This is a genomic window from Nocardia vermiculata NBRC 100427 (assembly GCF_001613265.1).
In the GTDB taxonomy this organism is placed as follows: domain Bacteria; phylum Actinomycetota; class Actinomycetes; order Mycobacteriales; family Mycobacteriaceae; genus Nocardia; species Nocardia vermiculata.
The window spans coordinates 34,029-59,926 of sequence record NZ_BDCA01000010.1 but is presented as its reverse complement, the minus strand read 5'-3'; the positions used below and the strand labels follow the sequence as shown (position 1 = coordinate 59,926).

Below are 25,898 nucleotides of genomic sequence, written 5' to 3'. Positions count from 1 at the left end.
AATCACCCTAGGCCGTGGGTCGGTAGCCGAACCCATGTCCGCCACCGCCCGTCCTCCGGGCCCATGCGAGCCTCGCCGCCCAGTAGTTCGGCGCGTTCCCGAATCCCACGCAGCCCGCTGCCGTGATCGGCCGGGACAGCGCGATCGTCCGCGGATTCGGCGGCAGGCACTGGGTTCGACACGTCCAACTCGAGCCATTGCGCGTCCACGTACACCCGAACCTGCACGGCGACACGGCCCGCATGACGCAGAGCATTGGTGAGTGCTTCCTGCAGTATTCGATAACCTTCGCGCGAAATCGGACCGGAAACCCGCTCTATCGGGCCGGTGATGTCGGCATCGATGGTGGCTCCCGCCGAACGGGCCGAGTCGAACAGCCGGGATGCCGCGGTCAGCATCGGACGCTGATCCACAGGCGTGCTCGGCTCACGCAGCACTGCGAGCACGCGCTCCAGATCCTCCAATGCGGTGCGGCCCGTGTCTTCGATCGCAGCGAGCGCGGTGCCGGTGAACTCCGGCTCACCGGCCGCGCGGGCGGCGCCGGCCTGCAACACCATCGCGGTGAGCGAGTGGCCGATCGAGTCGTGCAATTCCCGGGCGATACGGTTGTTTTCCAGCAGCCGTTCGGTGCGTTCTTCCAGAGCGTGCAGACGCGTCGAGGCCGAGGGGCCGAGCAACCACCGCGCGCAGGCGGTGACCAACTCGCCGAGGCCGACGAGCACGGCGAGCAGCACCAGAATCGGTAGCGGCGCGACAAGCGCATACCACCACTTCGGACCGGCGAGCTGTAGCAGCGTGTCCCCGGTGGGCTCGGCTCCCAGCGCCGCTCTCACAAGATCCGAGCACATCAGGATCGCTGGTATGCCGACGCCGAACAACGCCATGCTCAACAGCAATCGGATCTCGAGCCACAGTACGATCCGCCAGCGATCCGCCCAGTCGGTGGCGGGCGCCACGGCGATCGAGGCATCGGTGGCACCGCGTTCGTGTGGGGTGAGAAACAGTTGAGCCTGGATCGCCTCGGCCAGCCGCATTCCTGGGATCAACCCGATCGGTACGGCCAGCAGGAGCGGCACCCAGGGACTGTGCCTGTCGATGAACATCCACAACGCCACTGCGGTCATCGGCAGTGCCAGATGCAGTCCGCGGGTATAGGTCACCGAACGCGCCAGTGGCCGCAACAGGGCTTTGAACACCATGCCATCGTGTCAGCGCTCGGTGGCCGGCGATTCCCCCGCGCGGGGGAGGTGATATCCGCTCGGTGGGGAAGTTTTGTCATCGCAGCCAGGCGATGGTGTGAACATGACCAGTATCGAAGTCCGCGACCTCAGCAAGGTTTACCGGCGCACCAGGGCTGTCGACGGGATCGACTTCTCGGTCCGCCCCGGGCGCGTCACCGGATTCCTCGGCCCCAACGGCGCGGGCAAGTCGACCACGATGCGGCTGATCCTCGGCCTGGATCGGCCGAGCTCGGGGACAGCAACCATCGGCGGTCGCCGGTTTCGCGACATCGACCGGCCGCTGCGCACGGTCGGCGCCCTGCTCGATGCCGCAGCCGCGCATTCGGGCCGCACCGCGCACGACCATCTCCTCGCGCTCGCTGTCGGCAACCGTATTCCGGCCCGCCGGGTCACCGCGGTCCTCGAGGAGGTCGGGCTGGGGGCCGTGGCGGGGCGTCGAGTCCGCACCTATTCGCTCGGCATGCGCCAGCGCCTCGGCATCGCGGCCGCGCTACTGGGTGATCCGCCGGTGGTCATGCTCGACGAACCGTCCAATGGGCTCGATCCGGAGGGGATCATCTGGATCCGGGAAATGCTGCGCCGCTTGGCGGGCGAGGGCCGTACCGTGCTCGTCTCCAGTCACTTGATGGGCGAGACCGCCGCGTTCGCCGACCAGCTGATTGTGCTGGGTCGCGGCCGGGTGCTTGCCGACACCGCCCTGCAGACCTTCATCAGCGATCAGGTGCAGCCGCGAGTCCGGGTGCGTACGACCGACGAAGCGCGGTTACGCGAGGTGTTGGCCGGTGCCGGAATCGATGCGATCGAGGACTCCGGGTGCTGGTTCATTCATGGCTGGCGCGTCGACCGGATCGGCCCGCTGCTCGCGGGCGCGGGCGTCCCGATCCTCGAACTCGCCGACGAGCCGGCATCACTGGAACAGGCATACCTCGAATTGACCTCGGCCGACAGTGAATACGCGGCCACCACCCCCGCACTCGAGAAGGCATGACAATGACGTTCACCCCGGTGCTTCGCTCGGAATGGATCAAGGCTCGATCACTGCCATCGTTGAACGGCATTCTGGCGCTGTTGTTCGCGGTGACGGTCGGACTCTCACTGCTCGGCAGCGCCACGCTCGCGCACGAAGCGAAGGGCACAGCGGATTTCGATCCGGTGCTGCTGTCGTTCTTCGGCATCAATTTCGGGCAGGTCATCGCCATCGCCTTCGGTGCGGCCTGCGCTGCGGGACCCTACCGCGACAACGGCATGCGAGTATGGCTGGCGGCCGTTCCACGACGGGGCCTGCTGTACTCGGCCAATCTGACCGTGATCGGTGCACTGACTTTCGGTATCGGGCTCGTCACCGGTGCGATCTGCTTCCTGGTCGGCCGGCCACTCATCGGCGACGGCGCGATCGGGCTGGACGATCCGTTCGGCTGGCGCGCCATGCTCGGCTGCGCGGTGCACCTGACGCTGATGGCGCTGATGGCTGCAGGGGTCGCCACCCTGCTGCGCAGTTCGGCCGCCACCATGGGCGTGCTGATCCCACTCGTCCTGATGCTTTCGTTCGTGCTCGGCGATGTCACCCGAGGTGGGAGCGTCGCGGAGTTCCTTCCGGACCGTGCGGGCCGCCAGGCCCTGGTATCCGGCCCGACCGGCGTGCTCGGCCCCTGGACAGGTCTCGCGGTCACCGCCTGCTGGGCAGCGGCGGCCATCGGAGTGGGCTGGATGGCGCTGCGCCGCCGCGACTTCTAGCTGGAACCGCTCGCTGGGCAGCAGTCCCGCCGTGGTGATGCTGAGCCGGGCGTCTCCGGTGACCTCGATGGCGAGGTCCTGGTGCAGAAGCCCTGGGCGGACACAATCGTCCAAACTGTCCTGAACTGCGCAAATGATGCGCAGGTTGGTGCCCTCGGCAGGATTCGAACCTGCGACACCCGCTTTAGGAGAGCGGTGCTCTATCCCCTGAGCTACGAGGGCGCCGGACTGGGGCAGTTCGTGGAACGCCTGGTGGAGAACGGTATTCGTACGCGCTGTCCGGTTGTCCTGCGGGGTGGTGCGGCGATCTGGGTCGCCGACCTCGCGCAAGTGTAACGGTTCGGTGGGGGTGGGCGGGTAGGTACCTCGAGGGTTGGCTTCCGCGGGGACTGGATCTGGGCATATTGCTGCGGGTGAGTCCAGGCGGGAGTGGGGGTGGCGCCGGATTGTTCCGGTCGTTCGCCGGGCGGTGTTGCACCGGCAATACCATTCTGGACAACTTCTGGATACCGGTAATTTACCGGCAAAATGGGGATGCTCCGGTAACATCCCCGCTGCTCGCTACTTTTCAGCACTCTCGAATATTCGTGCGAGTCCGACCGGGCGTTGCGCGTGATCAGGAGGAGTCGATGAATGTTCGTGCACTATTCGCCGAATTTCTAGGCACGGCGATTCTGGTCTTCATCGGCGCCGGTGTGGCGCTGTTGTCGTTCGGTTACGGGATGGCCGCGGCCAGCCCTTCGGCGGGCGTCGTCGCCACGGCATTGGCCTTCGGCTTCGTGATGCTGATCCTCGCCTACGCCCTCGGCTCGATTTCCGGCGCGCATATCAATCCGGCGGTCACCATCGGATTTCTGGCGTCGGGCCGGATAACGATCACCGAAGCGGTCGGATACTGGGTCGCGCAGGTGGTCGGTGGTATTGCCGGTGCTGCGGTGTTGCGTGGCATTTTCAGTGGTGCGCAGGGGTATTCGACCTCGAAGCAGGGGCTCGGCGCCGATGGGTTCGGCGATGCCTCGATGGTTTATCTCGGCACCGGCGGCGCCTTCGCGGTCGAGGTGGTGCTGACCTTCATCTTCGTCTCGGTGGTGCTCGCGGTGACTTCGAAGATCGGCACCACCGTCGTTTCGGCGGCCTCGATCGGTTTCGCGCTGGGAACGGTGCATCTGATCGGTATTCCGCTCACCGGCACCTCGGTCAATCCGGCCCGCAGCATCGGTCCTGCCCTGTTCGTCGGTGGCGATGCGCTGAGCCAGTTGTGGTTGTTCATCATCGCCCCGCTCATCGGTGGTGTCCTTGCCGCGGTGGTCATGCTCTATCTGTATCCGCGGAAGGAAGAGATCTCCTCCACCGAACCGACCTCGACCATCCGCGAGGAGGTGGAAGCGGCGCAGCGTCCGGCCGGCACCGCCGAAGGGGAGAACCGCCACTACCGTTGAGCGAGTCCCGGAATCTTCGGGCGGTGTGCCGTGACAGGCGCACCGCCCGAATCTTTTTCGGTTCCTCAGCCGGCGAAGCTCACGAAATCTTCCACTGCCCGCCGCGGTGTCGGCGGGACGAAAGTGTCGTGGGGTGCGATTCCGACCCGCATCAGGACCTGCGGGATCCGTCCTTCGGGGAGTAGAGCACTGATAGCGCGCACGGCTGCCGCGACCTCGGTGATGTGGGTGAGCGGGCAGGTGGCCAGGTCGGCGGCGGTGGCCGACAGCAGGGCGGTGGACAGGGACTCGCCGGTGGCCAGCCAGTCGTGGTCGGCGTTCACGGTGGTGCTGAGCACCAGCAGGGTCGCGCGGTCGGGTTCTTCCGCACGACGTGGGGGCCCGGGAGGAATGGGGAAGTTGCGGCCTACGTCGACCAGCACCGCCTCGCGCGCGGTGGCCAGGGAGCTCGCCGGAATTCCTTCGGGGAGATCGAAATTACCGGTCCACCAGCGCAGTTCGCTCTGATACGGGGTGTCGAACTGTTGCAGCGCGGCGGTGTGACGCGAGGCGGCGGCCAGGCGGGGCCGCACCGAATCGTCCACCACGTCGAACTGCACGCCGGGCAGTGTCGAAACTTCACGCAGCTGATCCACCAGTTCGGGACGCTCGAGAGCCGACATCGGCAGCCGATCGGTGCGCCGCCGCCGGATGGCCGCGGCCAGGGCGCGCTCCCGGTGGGAGGGCTCGCGCCGCGGTGCGAATTCGGCGACGGCGAGCAGCTCGTGTGGTGCCTGCTCGGGGGAGTAGGACACGGTCAGCGGGTGGCCCTGGGCTGCGAAGGCGATCCGGGCGTGGTGCAGGTGGGCGCCGCAGCTGATCACTTCCTGTCGTCCGCTCGGATCGGCCACCTTCAGTTGCCGTTCGGAATCGCTGAACAGCCGTAACCGGGTGCCGTCGAAGTCCCAGCGCCAGGGCTGGGTGTTGTGCACCGAGGGAGCGCGGGCGGCGAGCTGCAGTGCCGCGCCTACGGTGGCGCGATCGGGAATGTCGTGCATGATGCCTCCCAGAGCGATGGATCGTCGGGTGCACGTGCGTCTATCCAGGTCGTTACCAGTATCGCGGTTGCCAATCAGCATAGGATCGACGAAACGTCGGCGAAGTCCTGTTCGTGAACCGCGATCGAGGAAGGTGATCATGGCCGCACATGCGCCGAAAGCGCCCGTGGTGGTGGGGGTCGACAGTTCCGAGGATGCGATGCGGGCGGTGCGGTGGGCCGCTCACGATGCTGTCCTGTACAAGGCGCCGCTCGAGGTGGTGTCGGCGGTGCCGCCGGTTCCGGAGGAGCATGCCGGCGATCCTGGCGTGCGCGAGCATCACGACCGTTTGCGCGAGCAGGCCCGGCAGGCGGTCGACGCCGCGGTCGTGGTGGCGGCCGAGGTCGCGCCGGGGATCGGCACGTCTGCCGCCGTGATCGACGGGCCCATCATTCCCGCGCTGCTGGAGCGGGCCGGCGGTGCGCGGCTGGTGGTGGTCGGAGCCCGGGGGCTCGGTGCGTATCAGCGCAGTCTGCTCGGCTCGGTGAGTACCGCGCTCGTGCGGCATGCGCAGGGCCCGATCGCCGTGGTGCCCGCGGGACCACCACCGGGGGCCGAACGGCCGGTGGTGGTCGGCTACGACGATTCCCCGTGCAGTGCGGAGGCGCTGACGATCGCGATGGGCGAAGCCCGCCGGCGTGGTACCGGTCTGGTGGTGGTGCACACCTGGCAACGATTCGGTGATTATCCCTCGCCGGCCGCGTTGGACGAGGAGGGGAATCGGCTGCTCGACACCGCGCTCGCCGCGCACGAGGATCCGGACGAGCCGGTCGAGGTGCGGCGGGTCGTGGTCGAGGACCGGCCGGTGCGGCGTCTGCTCGACGAGTCCACCGCGGCCCAGCTGGTGGTGGTCGGCAGCCACGGCAAGGGTGGATTTCCCGGGATGACGCTCGGCTCGACCAGTCAGGCGCTGGTGCACAGCGTGGAGTGCCCGATTATCGTCGCCCGCCCGCGCGCGGCCTGACGCCCGCCTGCCCCCGTTTTTGGTGGCCCGATATGTCGGGTGTTGTCGGGATACCATCGCCGGATGGGGCGTCGAGTGGCCGGTGTGTCGGCTTTCGTACTGCTGGTCTTCGTGGCGATCGCCAGTGCCTGGGAGCAACAACCGCACGGTCATCGCGACGGGTCCGCACCGGCTACCGAATTCAGCGCCGACCGCGCGATGAGCACCGTGCGTGAGATCGCGTCGACACCGCATCCGGTCGGCACCGCCGAACACGACCGGGTCCGTGACCATCTCGTCGGTCGGTTGCGAGACCTGGGACTGGACACCGAGATTCGGCACGGTGTCGGAAGGATTCCGCTGGATCGATCGGTGCCGACCCTGGGGGCGGTCGACAATATCGTCGCGCACCGGCCCGGTACCGACTCGACCGGAACGCTGTACCTGGTAGCGCATTACGACTCGACGCCCTCCGGGCCCGGCGCGAACGACGACGCCGTGGGGGTGGCGACCGTACTGGAGTCGGTGCGGGCGTTGGGCGCGACACCGCTACGCAACGATCTGGTGGTGCTGCTCACCGACGGTGAGGAGGCGGGGCTGCTGGGCGCGGAGGCGTTCGCGGCTTCCGGCGCGGTCGATCCGCGGGGCGCGGTGGCGATCAATCACGAGGCGCGCGGTGCCGGTGGACCGCCGATCCTGTGGCGGATCAGCCATCCCGACGGTGAGCTGATCCGTTCGGTCGCCACGGTTCCGCGTCCGAACACCGATTCGCTGTCGACGGCCCTGGCGGGCGACCAGACCAGCAGCCACACCGATTTCTCCGCGCTCGACCCGGCCGGGATGAAGGTGCTCGATTGGGCCTTCGCCGGTCGAAATGCTTACTACCACAATCCTTTCGATGATCCTGACCATGTCGACCCGGCGACGGTGCAGCAGTTCGGCGACAATACCCTCGCCCAGACCCGTGATTTCGGTGCTCGTGATCTCGGCGCGCTCGACGACGGCGACCGGGCCTACACCCTGCTCCCGTTCGGGGTGCTGCTGGTACTGCCGCCCTGGGTGATCGTGGTGCTCGCGGCCGCCACCGTGCTGTTGGTGGCCACAGTGACGTGGCGGATGCGCCGCAGCGGTGAGCTGACCATCGGTCGCAGTGTCGGTGCCCTGGTCACCGCCGTGCTCGCGGTCCCGCTCGCGATGGGCGCGGTCTACGGTCTGTGGCAGGGAATCCAGGCGATCCGCCCGGAGTATCGGGCGCTGTTCGTGGATCCGTATCGGCCGCAGTTCTACCAGGCCGCCGTGATCATGGCATGTGTCGCCGTGCTCGCGCTGTGGTATGCGCTGTCGCGGCGATGGTTCGGTTCGGGTGCGACCGCAGCCGGTGCACTCGGCGCGGTCGCGGTGATCGGCGCGGCGCTGACGGCGGCACTGCCCCCATCCGGGGCGATCGTGGTCGTTCCCGCATTCGTCGCCGCGGCCGGTGCGGCGGTGGCGCTCGCGCTACCGCAACGGTGGCGGCTGCCGGTGCTGACTCTCGGCGTGGTGCCGGCGGCAGTACTGCTGGGCGGTACCGCGTTCTCGGCGTTGCAGTCGGGTCTTTCCGGGGCCGCCTATCTCACCGCTCCGGTGGTGACGGTGCTCGGGGTGCTGTTCGTACTCACCCTCACCCACGCGTGGCCCGAGCGCCGGGGGGCCCTCGTGCCGGCCGTCGCGGTGCTGCTCACGGTGGTGCTGGCCGTTGCCGGCGCGGTGGTCGATCGTTTCGACGACCGGCACCCGCTGATGTCGCAACTGGTGTATGCGCTCGATGCCGAACACCATGAGGCGCAGTGGCTTTCCGAACAGCGGCCGGACCGGTGGACCGAGAAGTTCGTCGGGACCGGGCTGCCCCCGGAACAATTCGCGCAACTGTGGGACGAGACCACCGCTTCCGGGGCGGCCCCGGACCGGCAGCTGCCCGCTCCACGGATCGAGAAGCTTTCCGACACCACCGAATCCGGTCGCCGCCAGGTGCGGCTGCGCGTGTGGTCCGCGCGGGCGGCACCGTCGGTGGCCTTGCGCTACCGGGAACCGGTCGAGTCGTTGCGGGTCGCCGGGCGAGAGATCACGCCCGTCCCCTCCCAGGGATTCGAATTCGTGGCGGTGCCGCCCGAAGGGGTCGAGGTCGAACTCACTGTGGCGGCCGGTCCACTGAACCTGCGGGTGATCGACTACAGCTGGCTGCCGGACTCCGGATTCGCCGACGCACCGGCCGACATCTTCTATCGCCAGGACAGCGAGGTGGCGGTGTTCACCCGGGTGCGGTGGTGAAACCGGTAGGTCAGGCTGCGGACGCGGTGCCTTCGGCGTAGTCGGCCGGGTCGAAACGTCGTGTCTTCCAGCGGAACAGCAGTGTCGCACCGGGCCAGTTGTTGGTGATCCGCCCCGAGGCGTTGCGGTACCAGCTGGAGCAGAAATTCCACGGCGTGTTCACCAGGCGCTTCTGCAGCCAGTCGTCCCAGGCCTGTTCGGCCGCCGGCTGCGCGGACAGGAAACGGCCCGAGGTCCCGGACAGGTATTCCACCACTTGCCGGATGTAGCGGGCCTGCGATTCGAGCATGTAGATGATGGAGCCCGAACCCACGTTGGTGTTGGGTCCGTACATCATGAACAGGTTCGGGAAATCCGGCACCGACATTCCGAGGAAGGCGCGGGCCCCCTCGGGGGACCACTCGTCGGACAGTTTGCGCCCGCTCAGGCCGTAGATATTCATCGGTGCCAGAAATTCGGTGCCCTTGAATCCGGTGCCGTAGATGATGACATCGACCTCGTGTTCGACGCCGTCGGCGGTGCGTATTCCGGTTTCGGTGACCGCCTCGATCGCGGTGGTTTCCACGCTCACATTCGGCCGGGCCAGGGCGGGGAAATAATCATTGGAGAACAGACCCCGTTTACAGCCGGCCATGTAATCGGGTGTCAGTTTGGCGAGGAGCTCCGGATCGGAGATCGCCTTGGCGCGATGCCGGTCGGCGATGCCGATCACCGGGCCCTTGATCCACGGAACATCGGTCAGGGCCAGCGCCATCACCTCGAAGAAGGTCCAGATGGCGAAGCGTTCGGCCCAGCGGGTGGGCGGCAGATACTTGAACAGCGCATGATGCACGGCGTTGTATTCGGTATCGAATTTCGGCAGCACCCAGGCGGCGGAGCGCTGGAACAGGGTCAGGTGGCCGACGGTCGGCGCGATGGCCGGAATGTACTGGATGGCACTGGCGCCGGTGCCGATGCACGCCACCCGCTTACCGGTCAGATCGACGCTGTGGTCCCATTCGGCGGAATGGAATGCGGCGCCGGTGAAGGTGTCTATGCCGGGCAGATTCGGCAGGGCGGGCCGGGAGAGTTGCCCCACGGCGGGAATCAGCACATCGGCGGTGAGGGTCTGCCCGTCGGTGGTGCGCATTTCCCACCGGCCGTGGCCGGTGTCGAATTCCGCATCGGTGATCTCGGTGCCGAACCTGATCTTGCGTGGCAGATCGTGCTTTTCGGCGATCGAACGCATATAGGCGTGGATATCGCGCTGCTGGGAAAAGCGGCGGGGCCAATCCGTGCGCGGCTCGAACGACCACGAGTACAGCGGGGAGGGAACATCGCATGCCGCGCCGGGGTAGGTGTTCTCCCGCCAGACGCCACCGAGGTCCTCGGCCTTCTCGACGATGGTGAAGTTGTCGATGCCGGCGCGGTGCAATTCCAGCGCCATGCCGAGGCCGGCGAATCCGGCGCCGATGATCACGATGGATGGCGTGGCAGTCATATATGAAGCGTAGAACCGGTCGGAAGCGTTTTCGAGAGATCAGCGGCCAAACAATCAATATTTCCGGTCACCTGTTCGGGTTTTGCCGGTGTGACGTGCGCGTTCGACTGGACAGGGTGTGCGTATCGAAACTAGTATCGACGTGGTCTTTTGCTTTTCAAAAAGACTGCCCCGGTGACTATTTGGTGTTTTCGACGGCGCTGCAGGGGGTGTCGTCGCAACCGGCCGATCCGGCGGGGCGAACGCAACGGATGCGCGCGGTGATTCAATCACCGCGCGTATCCGTTTTCTCCCGATTCCGGGCTGTTCGTGCGACACGTGTGCCGCCGGTCTATCCTCGCGGCAGGTGTGACGCCATTCACTGGTGAAGGAGTCTTAGATGTTCAGCACGATGCAGGACGAACAGCTGTCCCTGGCGACACTGCTGCGGTACGCGTCGACGTTCCACGGCGACGCCACGGTGTCGACCTGGACCGGTGACGGAGTGCGCACCATGACCTACCGGGAGTTCGGTGCGGAGTCGGCACGGCTGGCCAACGCGCTGCGTGGTCTCGGTATCGGTGCGGGCGACCGGGTGGCCACGTTCATGTGGAACAACAACGAGCATATGGTCGCCTATGCGGCCATTCCCGCGATGGGTGCGGTGCTGCATGCGCTGAACCTGCGGCTGTTCCCGGATCAGATCACCTACGTGGCCAACCACGCCGAGGATCAGGTCGTGATCGTCGACGGTTCGCTGCTGCCGATGTTCTCGAAGTATCTGCCGACGCTGCGCACGGTCCGGCACGTCATCGTCGCCAACGGCGATGCCGCAGAACTGCAGGCGCCGGCCGGTGTGCAGGTGCACTCGTATACGGAACTGCTTGCGGCGCAACCCGATACCTACGACTTCCCGGTGATCGACGAACGGTCCGCCGCCGGTATGTGCTACACCTCCGGCACCACCGGCGATCCCAAGGGGGTGGTCTACTCGCACCGCTCCAACTGGCTGCACGCCATGCAGATCCTCACCAACGCGAGTATGGGCTTCACCGGTTCGGACACCGTGCTGGCCATCGTGCCGCTGTTCCACGCCAACGCCTGGGGGATGCCGTACGCGGCGATGATGGCGGGCGCCAGCGTGCTGATGCCGGACCGGTTCCTGCAGCCGCGTCCGCTGCTGGACATGATGGCCGAGGTGAAGCCGACCTTCGCCGCCGCCGTCCCCACCATCTGGGGTGGAGTACTGGCCGAACTCGACGCGAACCCGCAGGACATCCGGCATCTGCGTGAAGTCGTGGTGGGCGGTTCCGCGCTGCCGCCGTCGATGATGCACGCCTTCCAGGAGAAGCACGGTGTGCGACTGCTGCACGCCTGGGGCATGACCGAGACCTCGCCGCTGGGCAGCGTCGCGCACCCGCCCAAGGGGGCCGAGGGGGAGCAGGAGTGGGAATACCGCTATACCCAGGGGCGCTTCCCGGCCGCGGTGCAGGCACGCCTGGTGGCCGACGACGGCTCGATACTGCCCAACGACGGTGCGGCCGTCGGGGAACTCGAGGTGCGCGGGCCGTGGATCACCGGCTCGTACTACTCGCCCGACGGGGCGCAGATCGACGCGGACAAATTCGACGACGGCTGGCTGAAGACCGGTGACGTCGGCAAGATCACCTCGAACGGGTATCTGACGCTGGTCGACCGGTCCAAGGATGTGATCAAGTCCGGCGGTGAGTGGATTTCGTCGGTCGATCTGGAGAACGCGATCATGGGGCATCCCGCCGTGGCGGAGGCCTCGGTGATCGGCGTGCCGGACGAGAAGTGGGACGAACGTCCGCTGGTCGCGATCGTGCTCAAGGAGGGGACGACCGCCGAACCGGCCGAACTCCGCGACTTCCTGGCCGGCAAGTTCGCCAAATGGCAGCTGCCCGAGCACTGGACCTTCATCGACGAGGTGCCCAAGACCAGTGTCGGCAAATTCGACAAGAAGCGGCTGCGGGCCCGCTACGCCGACGGCGAGTTGACGGTGACCACGCTGTAGGACGAGCCCGTTTCGGATGGTGCCGCCGTGGTGGCCGGGATGACCGGCGCGAAGGCTGTTGACAGCCTGTCAACAACGTGTCGTAGGCTGAGGCCCGGGTACCTCGTCGGTGCCCGATGACGTGCAGGAAAGGGCTGGCGATGACCGAAACGAACGGCGCCGAGACGAATGCCGACGCTCCCGCATTCACCGATATGGTGAACGGCGCGCTGGAGTTCACGATCCCGATCGCCCACAAGATGGGCGTGCAGGCACTGGAGGTCCGGCCCGGGTTCGCTGCCACCACCGTCCCGATCGAGGGCAACGGCAATCACTTCGGTGTCATGTACGCCGGGGTGCTGTTCACCGTCGCCGAAATCCTGGGCGGAGCGATCCCGATCGCGACCTTCGACAACGCCAAGTACTACCCGCTGGTCAAGGATCTGCAGATCTTCTTCCGCAAGCCGGCCAAAACGGATGTGCGCGCGCAGGCGTCCCTGTCGGATTCGGAGATCACGCGGATCGTGGCCGATGCCGACGCCAACGGCAAGGCGGATTTCACCCTCGAAGCCACCGTGACCGATGCCGACGGCGTGGTCGTGGCCGAGACCCGCGGTCTCTACCAGCTGCGCGCACACGGCAAGTAAGGTTGCCTCGGAAAGACCCGTTTCAGCAGGGGGATCGACTATGGCGGTGAATGTGCTATGTATACACACCGCGAGCGAGTGGGTACGAGCGGAGCTGGAGTACCTGCGGCTGTGTGCCCGCAGTGGTCTGGTGGGGGTGGAATCACCGCTCAACCTGCTGTCGGCCGGTGAGTCGCTGGTGCGGTACGGGGTACTGCCCGCACTGGTCCGGCTGGCTGCCGCGCGCTACGGCGACCGCACGGCACTGGTCGACGAGCTGGGCACCCTGAGCTACCGCGATCTGGAAGATCGGTCCACCCGGCTGGCCAACGAATGGCGCAAACGCGGGCTGAAACCGGGGGAGGGTGTCGCGATCCTGGCGCGTAACCATCGCGGGCTGCTCGACGCGGTGTTCGCCGGTGCCAAGTGTGGCGCCCGGATCATCCTGCTCAACACCGATTTCGCGGGCCCGCAACTGCGTGATGTGGCCGAACGTGAGGGCGTCGACCTGCTCGTCTACGACGAGGAGTACGAACCGATCCTGGGTGATCTGAGCCCGCGTCGCGGGGCCTACCGGGCCTGGTCGGATACCCGGCACACCAGCAGCCTGGAATCGCTGATCCACGCGGGTTCGTCCGCAGCGCCGCCGATAACGTGCGCACGTGCTCGGATCGTGCTGCTCACCAGCGGAACCACCGGGGTGCCGAAGGGGGCGACACGTTCGGATCCGTGGTCGCTGGAACCGGTGGGCGCGATTCTGAGCAAGGTGCCCTTCCGTACGCGTGAGGTCACCGAATGTGCGGCGCCGATGTTTCATACCCTCGGATTCGCGATGTCGTTGCTGGCCATCGGGTTCGGCTCCACGCTGGTGATCCGGCGCCGGTTCGATCCGCAGCAGGTGCTCGACAGTATGGCCGAACATCGGGCGACGACATTGGTCGCGGTGCCGGTGATGCTGGCACGGCTGGTCGAGCCGGGACCGGTGGCGATTTCCGAGCGCGACCTGTCGGCGCTGCGCATCGTCTTCGTCGCCGGAGCGCAATTGGGCGCCGGGTTGTGCCGCCGGGTCACCGACGCGTTCGGGCCGGTCGTCTACAACTGCTACGGCTCCACCGAGGTCGCCTACGCGACCATCGCGACCCCGAGTGACCTGGCCGAGGAACCGGGATGTGTGGGCGCACCGGTGGTGGGTGCGGTGGTGCGGGTGCTGGACGCACGAGGCGCCGAGGTGCCGGCGGGGACGACGGGACGCATCTTCGTCCGCAATGCGATCCCCTTCGACGGGTATACCGGTGGCGGGGGTAAGGAACGGATCGACGGCTTGATCTCGACCGGGGATCTCGGTCATTTCGACACTGCCGGAAGGCTGTTCATCGACGGCCGCGACGACGACATGATCGTCTCCGGCGGTGAGAACGTATTTCCGGGTGAAGTGGAGGAGTTGCTCGCCGCGCACCCGGGCGTGCGCGAGGTTGCGGTACTCGGGATGCCCGACGACGAGTTCGGTGCGCGGCTGGTCGCCTTCGTGGTGCGCGCCGACGAATTGGGTGCCGAGGCGCCCGCCGGCGAGGCGGCGGAGCTCGAAGGTGCGTTGGCGGACGAGCTGGGGGCCTACGTGAAGGCGAATCTCGCCCGCTACAAGGTGCCGCGCGACATCGTCTTCCTCGACGAACTACCGCGGAATCCGACGGGCAAGGTGCTGCGGCGTCGGCTGCGTGAGTTGTGGTAGCCCCGCACGAAACGGTTCCGGCGCCGAAATGCTCGGCACCGGAACCGTGTTCGCTCAGCAGTTACGCAATTCCGGGCTCTGGTTGAGCAGCTGGGCCCGGGTCGAGATGAAGGTGGAGTAGGTGTCACCACCGACGGATGCCAGCGGGAAGGCCGCTACCCGGTGGCAGTTCTGGAAGGCGAGCTTGATCCCGAAATGCCGTTCCAGGCTGCCGCGGATCGAATCGGATGCCATGGCGCGCAACAGCTGACCGCGGGCCGTCTCGTCCGGTGGGGCGACATCGTTGTCTGCGAATTCTGCTGTGCCCGTGCGCAGATCGGAAGCAACCCGACTGACCACGTCATAGGCGTAGGGGAGAGAGGTACGGACGCATTCGACGAATTCCTCGTCGCTGACCGGACCGCTTTCGGCGCGTTCGAGCAGGGCGGCTGGGACATCCAATGACATGACGCTCTCCTGGAGGGTATGGCGGACGATGCCCCTCGAGTCTAAACGAAAAACGTTGTCAACAAGGCCGGTTTAGGCGCGAAAGTGCCGATTCCGATGCGGTTTTCGCATCCTCGTGCAGCTTGCGTACCAGGTCGGCGGCCGGAATCTCCTCGGTCAGCGGATGTGCCTGGCCGGCCCAGAGATTCACCGCGTCCGCGTTGTCGTCAGCGCGGGCCTGCGCTCGTAACGGTCCGGTGGCGTAATGGATTTCGGGGTAGGCCGCCGGGGCATCGGTGTTGTCCAGAATGAACTGATTGCGCAGCCCGCGGGCTCGGCGGCCGCTGAACGCGCGGGTGAGCATTGTGGGGGTGTCGATCTCGAGGGCGTCGCGATGTAGCGCGGAGGTGCCCGTTTCCGGGCATCGCAGAAAGGCAGTGCCCAGCTGTGTGGCCGCGGCACCCGCCGCCAGCGCCGCCGCGATGCCCGCACCCGTCGCGATACCGCCGGCGGCCACGACCGGCGCATCGACCGTGGCACGCAGCAGTTGAATCAGGACCAGGGTGCCGAGCGGGTCGATCCCGTCGTCGTCCGGATGGTCGGTGAATCCACCCCGGTGCCCGCCCGCCTCCGCACCCTGGGCGACGAGGACGTCGGCGCCGGCGGCCACGGCGATCCGAGCCTCGGCTACCGAGGTGACGGTGACCCATACTTCGGACCCGGCGCGGTGCAGGCGCTCGATGCGTTCCTGGGACGGGCAGCCGAACGTGCACGAGACCACCGGCACCGGGTCCGTGGTGAGCAGCTCGAGCTTCTCGTCCCAGCCGTCGGCGTCGAAACGTGCCGCACCGAGTGGGTAGTGGCGGCCGAGGCGATCGAGATACCCCGCGAAATGCTCGGCCGGGGTCGGTGCGCCCGGGACGAAGAGGTTGACGCCGAACGCGGCACCGGTCAGCTCGCGTAGCGCAGCGATCCGTGCGGCGGTGTCGGCGGCGGTGAGGTAACCGGCCGCGAGGAAGCCGAGCCCGCCCGCGGTGCAGACCGCGCCGGCCAGTTCCGGTGTGGACGGCCCGCCGGCCATCGGTGCCAGCACGATCGGTGTAGGCAGCTCGTCGAGGATCACCCTTCCAGTCTGAACCGCGCGAGACGGCTGGGTTACGGGCGGTATCGGCGGCGAATTCGCCCCGGGCCAGCACCTTTCCCGGAAGGTTGCGAAAAGATCACGACGGAGTACAGTTTCCGTCACAACAGATGCCGAATCGTTACCCAAGGTGAGGTTTCGACCAGGCGTCGCCGCCGAGTTGATCGACGCTAGGAACGAATTTGTCGCAGCACCGTGAGACATCCAGCTCAGTGTCCGTGCAGGACCTACTCGGTAATACCGGCGCTGCCGGCCGCACCAGCCATCGCGCGCAGCCGCGTACTGCCGACCGGGTGAAACTCGCCGCGAGCGCGGCCGTCGCCACCGGCGCCCTGATCGGCACCGCCACTCAGATGGCGCACGCCGCGCCGCTGCTGCCCGGCGGGCATGCCGACGACCCCGATACGGTCACCCTGAAGGCCGCCTCCGTGCCGGAACCGCAGGCCGAACAGGCCGCGCCCGCACCGGAGCCCGTCGCCGCCGAAACCCCCGCCGCCCCGCAGGCCCAGCCGATCGCGGCACCGGCGCCCGCGCCGTTCGGTCTGCAGAATCTGCCGCCGGAGGTCTCCGGCCCCCTCTCACAGGCCGAGGACGTACTCAAGAACATTCAGCAGCAGCTGGCCCCCGCTCAGGCGGTGCGCCCGGTGGCCGGTGTGGTCAGCTCCGGTTTCGGGTCACGCTGGGGCGCGATGCACAACGGTGTCGACTTCGCCGACTCGATCGGTGCCCCGATCCATTCGGTGGAGAACGGCACGGTCATCGATGCCGGCCCGGCGTCGGGCTTCGGACAGTGGGTCCGGGTCAAGAACGACGACGGCACCACCGCGGTGTACGGACACGTCAACGAGATCCTGAGCAGTGTCGGCCAGCGAGTGAACGCCGGTGACGTGATCGCCACCGTCGGTAACCGGGGCAACTCCACCGGTCCGCACCTGCATCTGGAGATCTGGGACCCCAACGACGTCAAGATCGACCCGGCGCCGTATCTGGCGAGTAAGGGCGTCGTCCTGTCCCAGCAGGGCTGGGGAGCGGGCGAATAGGGCCCGCGGGACCGGCCGCCGCCTTGCTCGAGCGGCTCCGGGGGAATGACGAATTGACTGGTTTCTACGAGCTGTTCGACGACGGATCGCAGCACGGCCGCATCTATACGGCCCTGGTGCAGCATCCGCGGTCCACTGCGTCCGAACTGGCTCAGCAGCTGCACTGTGCCCAGGCCGAAGTGCTGGCCGCGCTGGAGGAACTCGGCGATCTACAGGCCGTGGTCCGCATCGACACCGATGGCGACGTGCGGTGGGACGCGCACGCGCCCGAGGCGCTGTCGGAGGCCGAGTCCCGGCGCCGGCAGGCCGAAACGGCACGTATGCACACCGTGGCGGCCCAACTGGGCGAGACCTTCCGCTCGGTACGCCGCACCTCCCGCGGTGACGGCAGCGTCGTACCGATGTACGAAGCGCGTGAGGTCCTCGCGGAGTTCGAGGATCTGCAGCGCGCCGCCCGCAGTAGGGTCCGCATGATCGATCGCGGGCCGTATCTGTGTGAGGGCGAGCGCGCCGAGTCGCTGTTCGAGCTGCGCTCGGCTCGGATGTCGGCCGGCGTGCGGTATCAGACGCTGTATCACGACACGGTGTATCAGGATCCGGATCGGCTGCACTTCGCGCTGACGGCCAACGCCGCCGGTGCGCAGGCCCGCACGCTCCCGGATCCGCCGTTGAAGGTGATCATCGCCGACGACGATCGCGCAGCGCTGATGCTCCATCACGACGAACGCCGCGGCGACCCGATGGGCCTGCGGATCGCGGCATGCCCGACGCTGGACACCATCGTGCACGTCTTCGACGTGCTGTGGGCGCTGGCCGCGCCGATCTCGGTCAACCCGGCCCAGCCTCTGGACGAGCGCGACCGCGCGATCCTCACGCTGATGGGGCTGGGCGCCACCGACGACACCATCGCGCGGCGGCTGGGAATGTCACGGCGAACCGTGGTGCGCCGCACCGCGAGCCTGCTGGAACGACTCGGTGCCAGCACCCGTTTCCAGGCCGGAGTGCAGGCGATCCGCCGCGGCTGGTTGTGACATCCTGTGACGAGAACCACGGAACCCGGTTCGACGCGCAACACTCACCCACCTCGGCGGCGATGAATATCAGGAGTACCGACGGGTCACCCCGGATCAGTCCGGCCCGGCACGTCGTGCTCGCCATCCTTATATGATTGCTCGGACCGCGTGAGGGGGTGCATGACCGCGCGGACCAGCTGGACGTGAGAGGTGAAGACGCTCGAATGGATACTGCCCGCCGTTCCGCTCGTGGAGGCCGACGCCGCCGGTCGGGCAGCCCGCTCTTCGGTCAGCTGCTGACCGCTGCGGTGGAGTCCGCCGCCGATACGGTGGCCATCCGGTTCGATCCGACCGGTGTGCCCGCCGATGCGCGCCAGCTCACCTACCGTGAGCTGGACGAGGCTTCCTCACGGTTGGCTCGTGAGCTCATCGCGCGCGGTATCGGTGCCGGCGATGTGGTGGCCGTCGGGATCGCCCGCTCGATCGAATCGGTGCTCTCGGTGTGGGCGATCGCCAAGACCGGCGCCGCCTACGTTCCGGTCGACCCGTCGTATCCGCCCGAACGCATCGCGCACATCGTCTCCGACTCCGGTGCGGTCCTCGGCCTGACCACGCGTGCGCATCGCGACGCGCTGGGCGAGGGGGTGGACTGGTTGCCGATCGATGATCCGGCCGTCTCCGATCGGCTGGCCGCGCTGCCCGCGCACCCGATCTCCTATACCGATCGGGTCCGCACCCTCACCGAGGAGCATCCGGCCTACGTCATCTACACCTCCGGTTCGACCGGACGTCCCAAGGGCGTGGTGGTCACCCACGGCGGCCTGGGGAGTCTGGTCGCGGCCGAGCGTGAGCATTACGACGTCGGCGAGGATTCTCGTGTCCTGCACGTGTGTTCGCCGAATTTCGATGTCTCGGTGCTGGAGTTGCTGCTCGCCTTCTCCTCCGGCGCCACGCTGGTGGTAGCACCGCCGGAGGTCTTCGGCGGTTTCGAATTGGCCGATCTGCTGCGCCGCGAGCAGGTCACCCACATGCTCATCACCCCGGGCGCCCTGGAATCGGTGGACCCGGCCGGACTGCCCGACCTCGAGGTGGTCGTGGTGGCCGGCGATAAGTTCGGCCCGGAACTGGTGGGGCGCTGGGCGCGCGACGGGCGGCGTTTCCACAACGGGTACGGTCCCACCGAGGCGACGATTCTCGCGACGTCGAGTGCGGAAATGGTGCCGGGACAACCGATCACGATCGGCACCCCGATCGCCGGGGTCGGCGCGTTCGTGCTGGACTCCCGGTTGCGGCCGGTTCCGGCCGGCGTGGTCGGCGAGCTGTATCTGTCGGGTCCGGCGCTGGCTCGGGGGTATCTGGGCCGGCCGGGGCTCACCGCGGAACGGTTCGTCGCCAGCCCGTTCGGCGCCGAGACCGGGCGTCCGGGCGCACGGTTGTACCGGACCGGTGACCTGGTGCGGCGCGGCGAATCCGACGGTGCCATCGAATATCTCGGCCGCTCGGACTTCCAGGTCAAGATCCGCGGATTCCGCATCGAACTGGGGGAGATCGACAACGCGCTGACGGCCCATCCCGATATCGATTTCGCCGCCACCCTGGGCCGCACCCTGCCCTCGGGTGCCACGGCGCTGGTGTCGTATGTGCTGCCCCGGCCCGAGGCCACCCTCGACACCGCCTCGCTCGACGACTTCCTGGCGGAATCGCTACCCGGATACATGATTCCGGCGTCGATCATGACTCTCGACGAGATCCCGCTGACTCCGGTCGGCAAGCTGGATCGTGCCCGGCTGCCCGAACCTACCTTCGCCGCACGCGAGTTCCGTGCCCCCTCCACCCCGGTCGAGGAGATCGTCGCTGAGGTATTCGCGGCACTGCTGGTGCCCGGCGACGACGACAACCCGGGCCGGGTCGGTGCCGACGACGACTTCTTCGAACTCGGTGGCAACTCGCTGTTGGCCGCGCAGGCCGCCGCCCGCATCGGCTCGGCGCTCGACGCGCGAGTGCCGGTGCAGTTGCTGTTCGAGGCGTCCACCGTCGCGGCGCTGGCCGAGCAGGTCGAACGGCACGCCGGAACCGGCACCGCGGAGCGACTGCGGCCGATGCCGCGGCCCGAGCGGATTCCACTGTCCTACGCCCAGCAGCGGATGTGGTTCCTCAACCGCTTCGATCCCGCCGCGGCCGTGAACAACATTCCGGTCGCGGTACGCCTGACCGGCCGCCTGGACGTCGAAGCCTTGCGCATCGCCGTCCGGGATCTCGTGGAGCGGCACGAGGTACTGCGCACCGTCTATCCCGAACTCGACGGTGAGGGGTATCAGCGAGTACTGCCGCTGTCGGATCCGCGTGCGGTGCCGGAGATTCCGCTGGTCGAGGCCGCCGCTGACGAGGTGCCCGGGCTGGTCGCCGACACGGTGTCCGGAGGGTTCGACGTCACGTCCGCGCCGCCGGTGCGCCTGCGTGTGCTGCGCCTGAGCCCCGACGAGCATGTGCTGGTGTGCGTGATCCACCACATCGCCGGTGACGGCTTCTCGATGGGGCCGCTCACCCGCGACCTGATGACCGCGTATCTGGACCGGGTGCACGGTGACCATCCCGAGTGGCCCCCGCTGGCGGTGCAGTACGCGGACTACGCACTCTGGCAGCGGGAAACGCTCGGCAACGAGGACGATCCGGATTCCGTGCTCGCCGCGCAGATCGACTACTGGCGCCGTGAACTGGCGGCGCTGCCCGAACAGCTGGAGTTGCCGGCCGACCGGCCCCGCCCGGCCACGGCGTCCTATCACGGCGCGAACCTGGATTTCGAGATCGCGCCGGACGTGCACGCCGCGTTGAATCGGCTTGCGCACGATAATCATTCGACGCTGTTCATGGTCGTACACGCCGCGCTCGCGGTGCTGCTGTCCCGGCTGTCGGGTAGTCGTGACATCGCGATCGGGACCCCGGTGGCCGGTCGTGGCGAGGCCGCGCTCGACGAGCTGATCGGCATGTTCGTCAACACCCTGGTGCTACGTTCCGACATCGATTCCGCGCACAGCTTCGAGCAGGTTCTCGAACAGGTTCGCGGCACCGATGTCGCGGCATTCGGGCACGCCGACGTGCCGTTCGAACGGCTGGTGGAGATTCTGGATCCGGCGCGGTCGGCGGGGCGGCACCCGCTGTTCCAGGTCATGCTGACCTTCCAGAACTTGGCCCACACCGAGCTGGAGCTGCCGGGGCTGGCGGTCTCGGGGGTGGATCTCGACATCGAGCTGGCGAAATTCGATCTGCAGCTGGCTGTCGCGGAGAAGGTCGACGAACGCGGTGTGCCGCAGGGGATCTCGGCGTCGTTCAGCTATGCGACCGATCTGTTCGACGCGGCGACGGTGCAGGATTTCACCGACCGATTCATTCGCATCCTCGCCGCGGTGGCGGCCGATGCCGGCGCGGTGGTCGGCGATATCGACGTGCTCGCCCCCGGAGAGCGTGAACTCGTTCTGCACGAATGGAATTCAGCCGGAGCGCCGGTGCCGCCGGTGACTCTGGTGGATCTGATCTCGACCCAGGCGCGCCGCCGCCCGAACGCGACGGCCATCCGCTACGGCGACCACACCCTGACCTTCGGTGCGCTGCAGCAGCGTGCCGACCAGGTGGCCCGGGCGCTGATCGCGCAGGGCGTGGGCCCGGAATCGCTGGTGGCAGTGGCGGTGCCGCGCACCGAGGAGCTGCCGGTAGCGCTGCTGGGTGTACTGATCGCCGGAGGCGCCTACCTCCCGATCGATACCGGATATCCGGCGCAGCGGCTGGAGTTCATGCTCACCGACGCCGCACCGGCCTGTGTGCTCACCACCGCCGAGCTGCGCGACGAGCTGCCCGGCACCGAACCGGCGATCGTGCTGCTGGAGGAGGCCGGGGCCTTCCCCGACACCCCCGTCACCGACGCCGAGCGAATCGCGCCGCTGCGCCCGGCGGATCTGGCCTACGTCATCTACACCTCCGGTTCCACCGGTGTGCCCAAGGGTGTCGGCGTCACGCACCGCAACGTGCTGGAACTGTTCGCCAACACCCAGTTGCTGTTCGACTTCGACGAGACCGACGTGTGGACGCTGTTCCACTCGTTCGCCTTCGATTTCTCGGTGTGGGAACTGTGGTGTTCGCTGGCCACCGGTGGCGCGGTCGTGGTGGTCGACCACCTCACCTCGCGGTCGCCGGAACTGTTCCGCGAGTTGTTGATTCGCGAGCAGGTCACGGTGCTCAACCAGACGCCGTCGGCCTTCTATCAGCTCGCCGAGGCCGACCGTGCCGCACACAGCGGCGGCGGTACCGACGCCGGCAAGTTCGCACTGCGTTACATCGTCTTCGGCGGTGAGGCACTGGATCTGCGCCAGCTCGCCCGCTGGTACGAGCGACACGCCTCGACCGCTCCGCAGCTGGTGAACATGTACGGCATCACCGAGACGACCGTGCACGTGTCGTTCCTGGCGGTCGACGAGGGACTGGCCGACCATCCGGCCAGTGTCATCGGCCGCGCCCTGCCCGGACTCGAGGCCTACGTACTCGGTGACCGACTGCATCCGGCGCCGGTCGGCGTGGCCGGTGAGATGTACATCGCCGGACGTCAGCTCTCGCGTGGATATCTCGGGCGGCCCGGACTGACCGCCACCCGCTTCGTCGCCAACCCGTACGGTGCGCCCGGCACCCGGATGTATCGCACCGGCGACGTCGGCCGGTGGGCCGGATTCGACGGCGAGGCCGCCCTCGAATACGCCGGCCGCAGCGACCAGCAGGTGCAGCTGCGCGGCTTCCGCATCGAACTCGGCGAGATCGAGGCCGCGCTGCTGCGCTGCACCGGGGTGGCCCAGGCAGTGGCACTGGTCCGCACCGGCGCGCACGGCGGTGAGCAGCTGGTGGGTTATCTGGTGCCCGAAGCCGGTTCGTCCGTGGATCCGATGCAGGTGCGCACCCAGGTGGGCGAATTCCTCACCGGGTACATGGTTCCCGACGCGATGGTGGTGCTGGACGCGCTGCCGCTCACGCCGAACGGCAAGCTCGACCGTCGTGCCCTGCCGGAACCCGCGATCCTGAGTACCACGGCCTTCCGCGCACCGCGTACCCCGATCGAGCAGACGGTTGCCGACGTCTTCGCCGAGCTGCTCGCGGTCACCGCGTCCGATACCGGCGTGGGCCTGGACGACGACTTCTTCGCACTCGGCGGCAACTCGCTGCTCGCCACCCGCGCGGTGGCCCGGATCAACGATGCGCTGGACGCGAATCTCGTGGTCCGGGAACTGTTCGAGGCCTCGACCGTCGGCGCGCTGGCAGCCCGGATCGTGCCCGGTGCCGAGACCGGTACGGCGCGCCCGCGGCCGGTCCCGGTCGACCGCGGTGAGCGGATTCCGCTGTCGCTCGCCCAGCAGCGGATGTGGGTGATCAATCAGCTCGACCCGGAGTCGCCGTCCTACAACATCCCGCTGGCGATCCGGCTCACCGGTGCGCTGGATGTGCCGGCGCTACGCCGAGCGGTCGCCGATGTGGTCGAACGGCACGAGGTACTGCGCACCCGCTATCCGGCCGGCGGCCAGGGTGGAATGCCGTATCAGGAGATCCTGTCGGTGCGTGAGGTGCTGCCGGAGGGATTGCCGGTCGAGGACACCGGCGACCCGGTCGGACGCATCGCGGCCCTGATGTCGACCGGATTCGATGTCACTGCGGAGGTCCCGGTCCGCGCGCTGCTGTTGCGCAACGGGGACGATCAGGTACTCGCGCTGGTGATCCATCACATCGCGGGGGACGGGTCGTCGATGGCCCCGCTGGCCCGCGACCTGATGACGGCCTACCTGGCGCGTACCGGCGGAGACGAACCCGGGTGGGCACCGCTGGAGGTGCAGTACGCCGATTTCGCCGTCTGGCAGCGACAGGTGATCGGTACCGACGACGATCCGGAATCGGTGGCGGCCAAGCAGCTGGACTACTGGCGCGGCCGGTTGTCCGGGGTCTCCTCGGCCCCGGCGCTGGTGCCGGACCACCCGCGCCCGGCCACCCCGTCCATGCGCGGCGAATCGATCGGATTCGCGGTCCCGCCGGAGGTGCACGAGGGGCTGGCTCGCATCGCCCGTGAACACAATTCGTCGCTGTTCATGGTGGTGCACGCCGCCCTGGCGGTACTGCTGGCCCGCCAGACCGGTACCGCCGACGTCGTCGTGGGCACCCCGATCGCCGGTCGCGGTGAGCGCGTGCTCGACGACCTGGTCGGCATGTTCGTCAATACCCTGACGCTGCGCACCGGAGTCGATACCACCGATACGTTCGACGCCCTGGTCGAGACCGCGCGCGATACCGATCTGGCGGCCTTCGCCCACTCCGATATTCCGTTCGAGCGGGTGGCCGAGGTCGTCGCACCGGGTCGCAACGGTGCTCAGAGCCTGTTCACGGTGGTGTTGTCGTTCCAGAACACCCAGCAGCCCGCCCTCGAACTCCCCGGCCTGACGGTGGCGGCCCTCGACACCGATGCGGTGGCGGCGAAGTTCGATCTGCAGGTGACTGTGGAGCCGCGCCACAACTCCGACGGTGGGCCGGCCGAGTTGATCACGGTCTTCACCTACGCCCAGGAGCTGTTCGAGCCGGATACCGTGCGCGCCCTCGGCGATCGCTTCGAACGCATCCTGGCCGCAGTGGCCGCCGATCCGCAGGTCGTGCTGGGCGGTATCGACCTGCACGATGCGGCCGAACCGGTCGAGGCGGTAGCGACAACCCAGCCGGTCGCGGCCACACCGGTCGTTCCCGCTCCCGTCAACACCGCTGCCGCGGTCGGCACCGCACTGGCGCAGGTGCTGGCGGGTGCGGTCGAGGACGACCCGGAGGGGCCGGCGCTGACATGGGGTGAGGAGGTCGTGACCTACCAGGACCTCGACGCGCGCTCTTCACGACTCGCCCGTGCGCTCATCGCGCGCGGGTGCGGCCCGGAGACGGGTGTCGCGGTGCGGCTCGATCGCGGTGTCGACTGGGCGGTCTCCGCATGGGCGGTGCTCAAGGCCGGTGCCGCACTGGTCCCCGTCGTCGACGGCGGTGCGCTGCCGAGCGGGCCGGAAATCAAGATCGGGATCACCGTGCTGGCGTCCCGTCCGGCCGCCGGACCCACCGGTATCGACTGGCTGGTGCTCGACGAGGTCGCGACCGGCGCCGAGATTGCCGGCGAATCGGCCCGGCCGGTGACCTACGCGAACCGCACCCGGGCGCTGCGCGGTGCCGACCCGGCCTTCGTCGGCGCCGCAGCTGTCTACAGCTATGACGCACTGGCCGGTGCCGTCGACCGGCTGCGGGCCCGCACCGAGCTCACCTTCGAGTCGCGGACTTTCCATCAGGGCAGTCCCGACGGTCCGGCGGCGCTGCTCGAGGTGGTCGGAGCGGGCACGACGGGCGCCTCGATGGTGTTGCCGGCCGAGGTGAGCACCGACGGACTCGCCGACGAGTGGGTGACCCACCTGTTCACCGACCGTGCCGGTCTGGACCGGCTGGATCCGGAGCCACTGGAGGATCTGCAGGCGGTAGTGCTCGAGGCCGGCCCCGCACCCGCCGGTTTCGGATCTGCCGAGGTGGTCGTGCTGCCCGATGATGTGCTTCGCTGAACACCAGGTGGCACGATCGCGGGACAGTAACACCCGCCGCGATCGAAATCGATGGACAAGGGTGGCGCGCGTGCATACGCATGCGGCGACGACAGGCAGGACGAGATAG

The 25,898-nt window shown here is 67.9% G+C and carries 17 protein-coding genes and 1 tRNA gene; 12 read left to right on the top strand and 6 right to left on the bottom strand.

Going from position 1 to position 25,898, the window contains the following annotated elements; translation table 11 throughout:
* Nucleotides 1-2: 2 nt before the first annotated feature.
* Nucleotides 3-1,199 (bottom strand): sensor histidine kinase, encoded by a 1,197-nt coding sequence (locus NV2_RS13330; protein WP_067872794.1) that lies wholly within the window; start codon nucleotides 1,197-1,199, stop codon nucleotides 3-5.
* A gap of 103 nt (nucleotides 1,200-1,302) precedes the next feature.
* Between NV2_RS13330 and NV2_RS13325 the strand changes: the two genes are divergently transcribed.
* Both NV2_RS13325 and NV2_RS13320 read left to right on the top strand, forming a co-directional pair.
* A complete protein-coding gene (locus NV2_RS13325; protein WP_067872791.1) occupies nucleotides 1,303-2,229 on the top strand; it encodes an ABC transporter ATP-binding protein in 927 nt (308 codons plus the stop codon).
* Nucleotides 2,226-2,975: a hypothetical protein gene (locus NV2_RS13320; protein ID WP_218018979.1), complete on the top strand. Its 750-nt coding sequence runs from the start codon at nucleotides 2,226-2,228 to the stop codon at nucleotides 2,973-2,975. Before NV2_RS13325 ends, NV2_RS13320 begins: the two co-directional genes overlap by 4 nt.
* Nucleotides 2,976-3,121: 146 nt before the next feature.
* Here NV2_RS13320 and NV2_RS13315 read toward each other — a convergent pair.
* Nucleotides 3,122-3,197: transfer RNA gene (locus NV2_RS13315), tRNA-Arg, on the bottom strand.
* Here NV2_RS13315 and NV2_RS31420 point away from each other — a divergent pair.
* A complete protein-coding gene (locus tag NV2_RS31420; RefSeq protein WP_157102886.1) occupies nucleotides 3,171-3,311 on the top strand; it encodes a hypothetical protein in 141 nt (46 codons plus the stop codon). The genes NV2_RS13315 and NV2_RS31420 overlap by 27 nt on opposite strands.
* A gap of 293 nt (nucleotides 3,312-3,604) precedes the next feature.
* Nucleotides 3,605-4,414 carry an aquaporin gene (locus tag NV2_RS13310; protein ID WP_084474560.1) on the top strand — a complete coding sequence of 270 codons (810 nt, stop codon included), beginning with the start codon at nucleotides 3,605-3,607 and terminating at the stop codon, nucleotides 4,412-4,414.
* Between the two features lie 65 nt (nucleotides 4,415-4,479).
* On the opposite strand, the gene NV2_RS13305 is transcribed toward NV2_RS13310, so the two are convergent.
* On the bottom strand, nucleotides 4,480-5,451 hold the full coding sequence (locus tag NV2_RS13305; protein ID WP_067873061.1) for an Acg family FMN-binding oxidoreductase: 972 nt from the start codon (nucleotides 5,449-5,451) through the stop codon (nucleotides 4,480-4,482).
* 139 nt (nucleotides 5,452-5,590) lie between these two features.
* On the opposite strand from NV2_RS13305, the gene NV2_RS13300 reads away from it, so the two are divergent.
* Nucleotides 5,591-6,454: a universal stress protein gene (locus NV2_RS13300; RefSeq protein WP_067872785.1), complete on the top strand. Its 864-nt coding sequence runs from the start codon at nucleotides 5,591-5,593 to the stop codon at nucleotides 6,452-6,454.
* Nucleotides 6,455-6,517: 63 nt separating this feature from the next.
* A complete protein-coding gene (locus tag NV2_RS13295; protein WP_084474557.1) occupies nucleotides 6,518-8,740 on the top strand; it encodes a M28 family peptidase in 2,223 nt (740 codons plus the stop codon).
* Nucleotides 8,741-8,750: 10 nt separating this feature from the next.
* Here NV2_RS13295 and NV2_RS13290 read toward each other — a convergent pair whose 3' ends face one another.
* Nucleotides 8,751-10,220 (bottom strand): flavin-containing monooxygenase, encoded by a 1,470-nt coding sequence (locus NV2_RS13290; protein ID WP_067872777.1) that lies wholly within the window; start codon nucleotides 10,218-10,220, stop codon nucleotides 8,751-8,753.
* Between the two features lie 379 nt (nucleotides 10,221-10,599).
* Between NV2_RS13290 and NV2_RS13285 the strand changes: the two genes are divergently transcribed.
* The 3 genes from NV2_RS13285 to NV2_RS13275 all read left to right on the top strand — a co-directional run bounded on the left by NV2_RS13285 (nucleotide 10,600) and on the right by NV2_RS13275 (nucleotide 14,568).
* Nucleotides 10,600-12,234, top strand: a complete 1,635-nt coding sequence (locus NV2_RS13285; protein ID WP_067872774.1) for a long-chain fatty acid--CoA ligase — start codon at nucleotides 10,600-10,602, stop codon at nucleotides 12,232-12,234.
* A 140-nt stretch (nucleotides 12,235-12,374) separates the two neighbouring features.
* Nucleotides 12,375-12,860, top strand: coding sequence for a YiiD C-terminal domain-containing protein (locus tag NV2_RS13280; RefSeq protein ID WP_067872770.1), 486 nt, complete (start codon nucleotides 12,375-12,377; stop codon nucleotides 12,858-12,860).
* Nucleotides 12,861-12,900: 40 nt separating this feature from the next.
* Nucleotides 12,901-14,568, top strand: a complete 1,668-nt coding sequence (locus NV2_RS13275) for an AMP-binding protein (protein WP_067872767.1) — start codon at nucleotides 12,901-12,903, stop codon at nucleotides 14,566-14,568.
* Between the two features lie 54 nt (nucleotides 14,569-14,622).
* On the opposite strand, the gene NV2_RS13270 is transcribed toward NV2_RS13275, so the two are convergent.
* Both NV2_RS13270 and NV2_RS13265 read right to left on the bottom strand, forming a co-directional pair.
* Nucleotides 14,623-15,015: an SCO5389 family protein gene (locus NV2_RS13270; protein ID WP_067872764.1), complete on the bottom strand. Its 393-nt coding sequence runs from the start codon at nucleotides 15,013-15,015 to the stop codon at nucleotides 14,623-14,625.
* A gap of 58 nt (nucleotides 15,016-15,073) precedes the next feature.
* A complete protein-coding gene (locus tag NV2_RS13265; RefSeq protein WP_218018978.1) occupies nucleotides 15,074-16,117 on the bottom strand; it encodes a nitronate monooxygenase in 1,044 nt (347 codons plus the stop codon).
* Between the two features lie 230 nt (nucleotides 16,118-16,347).
* Between NV2_RS13265 and NV2_RS13260 the strand changes: the two genes are divergently transcribed.
* The 3 genes from NV2_RS13260 to NV2_RS13250 all read left to right on the top strand — a co-directional run bounded on the left by NV2_RS13260 (nucleotide 16,348) and on the right by NV2_RS13250 (nucleotide 25,789).
* Nucleotides 16,348-17,175 (top strand): M23 family metallopeptidase, encoded by an 828-nt coding sequence (locus NV2_RS13260; RefSeq protein ID WP_245662581.1) that lies wholly within the window; start codon nucleotides 16,348-16,350, stop codon nucleotides 17,173-17,175.
* Between the two features lie 53 nt (nucleotides 17,176-17,228).
* Nucleotides 17,229-18,206: a helix-turn-helix transcriptional regulator gene (locus tag NV2_RS13255; protein ID WP_067873056.1), complete on the top strand. Its 978-nt coding sequence runs from the start codon at nucleotides 17,229-17,231 to the stop codon at nucleotides 18,204-18,206.
* 206 nt (nucleotides 18,207-18,412) lie between these two features.
* Nucleotides 18,413-25,789: a non-ribosomal peptide synthetase gene (locus NV2_RS13250; protein ID WP_067872758.1), complete on the top strand. Its 7,377-nt coding sequence runs from the start codon at nucleotides 18,413-18,415 to the stop codon at nucleotides 25,787-25,789.
* Nucleotides 25,790-25,898: the final 109 nt, after the last annotated feature.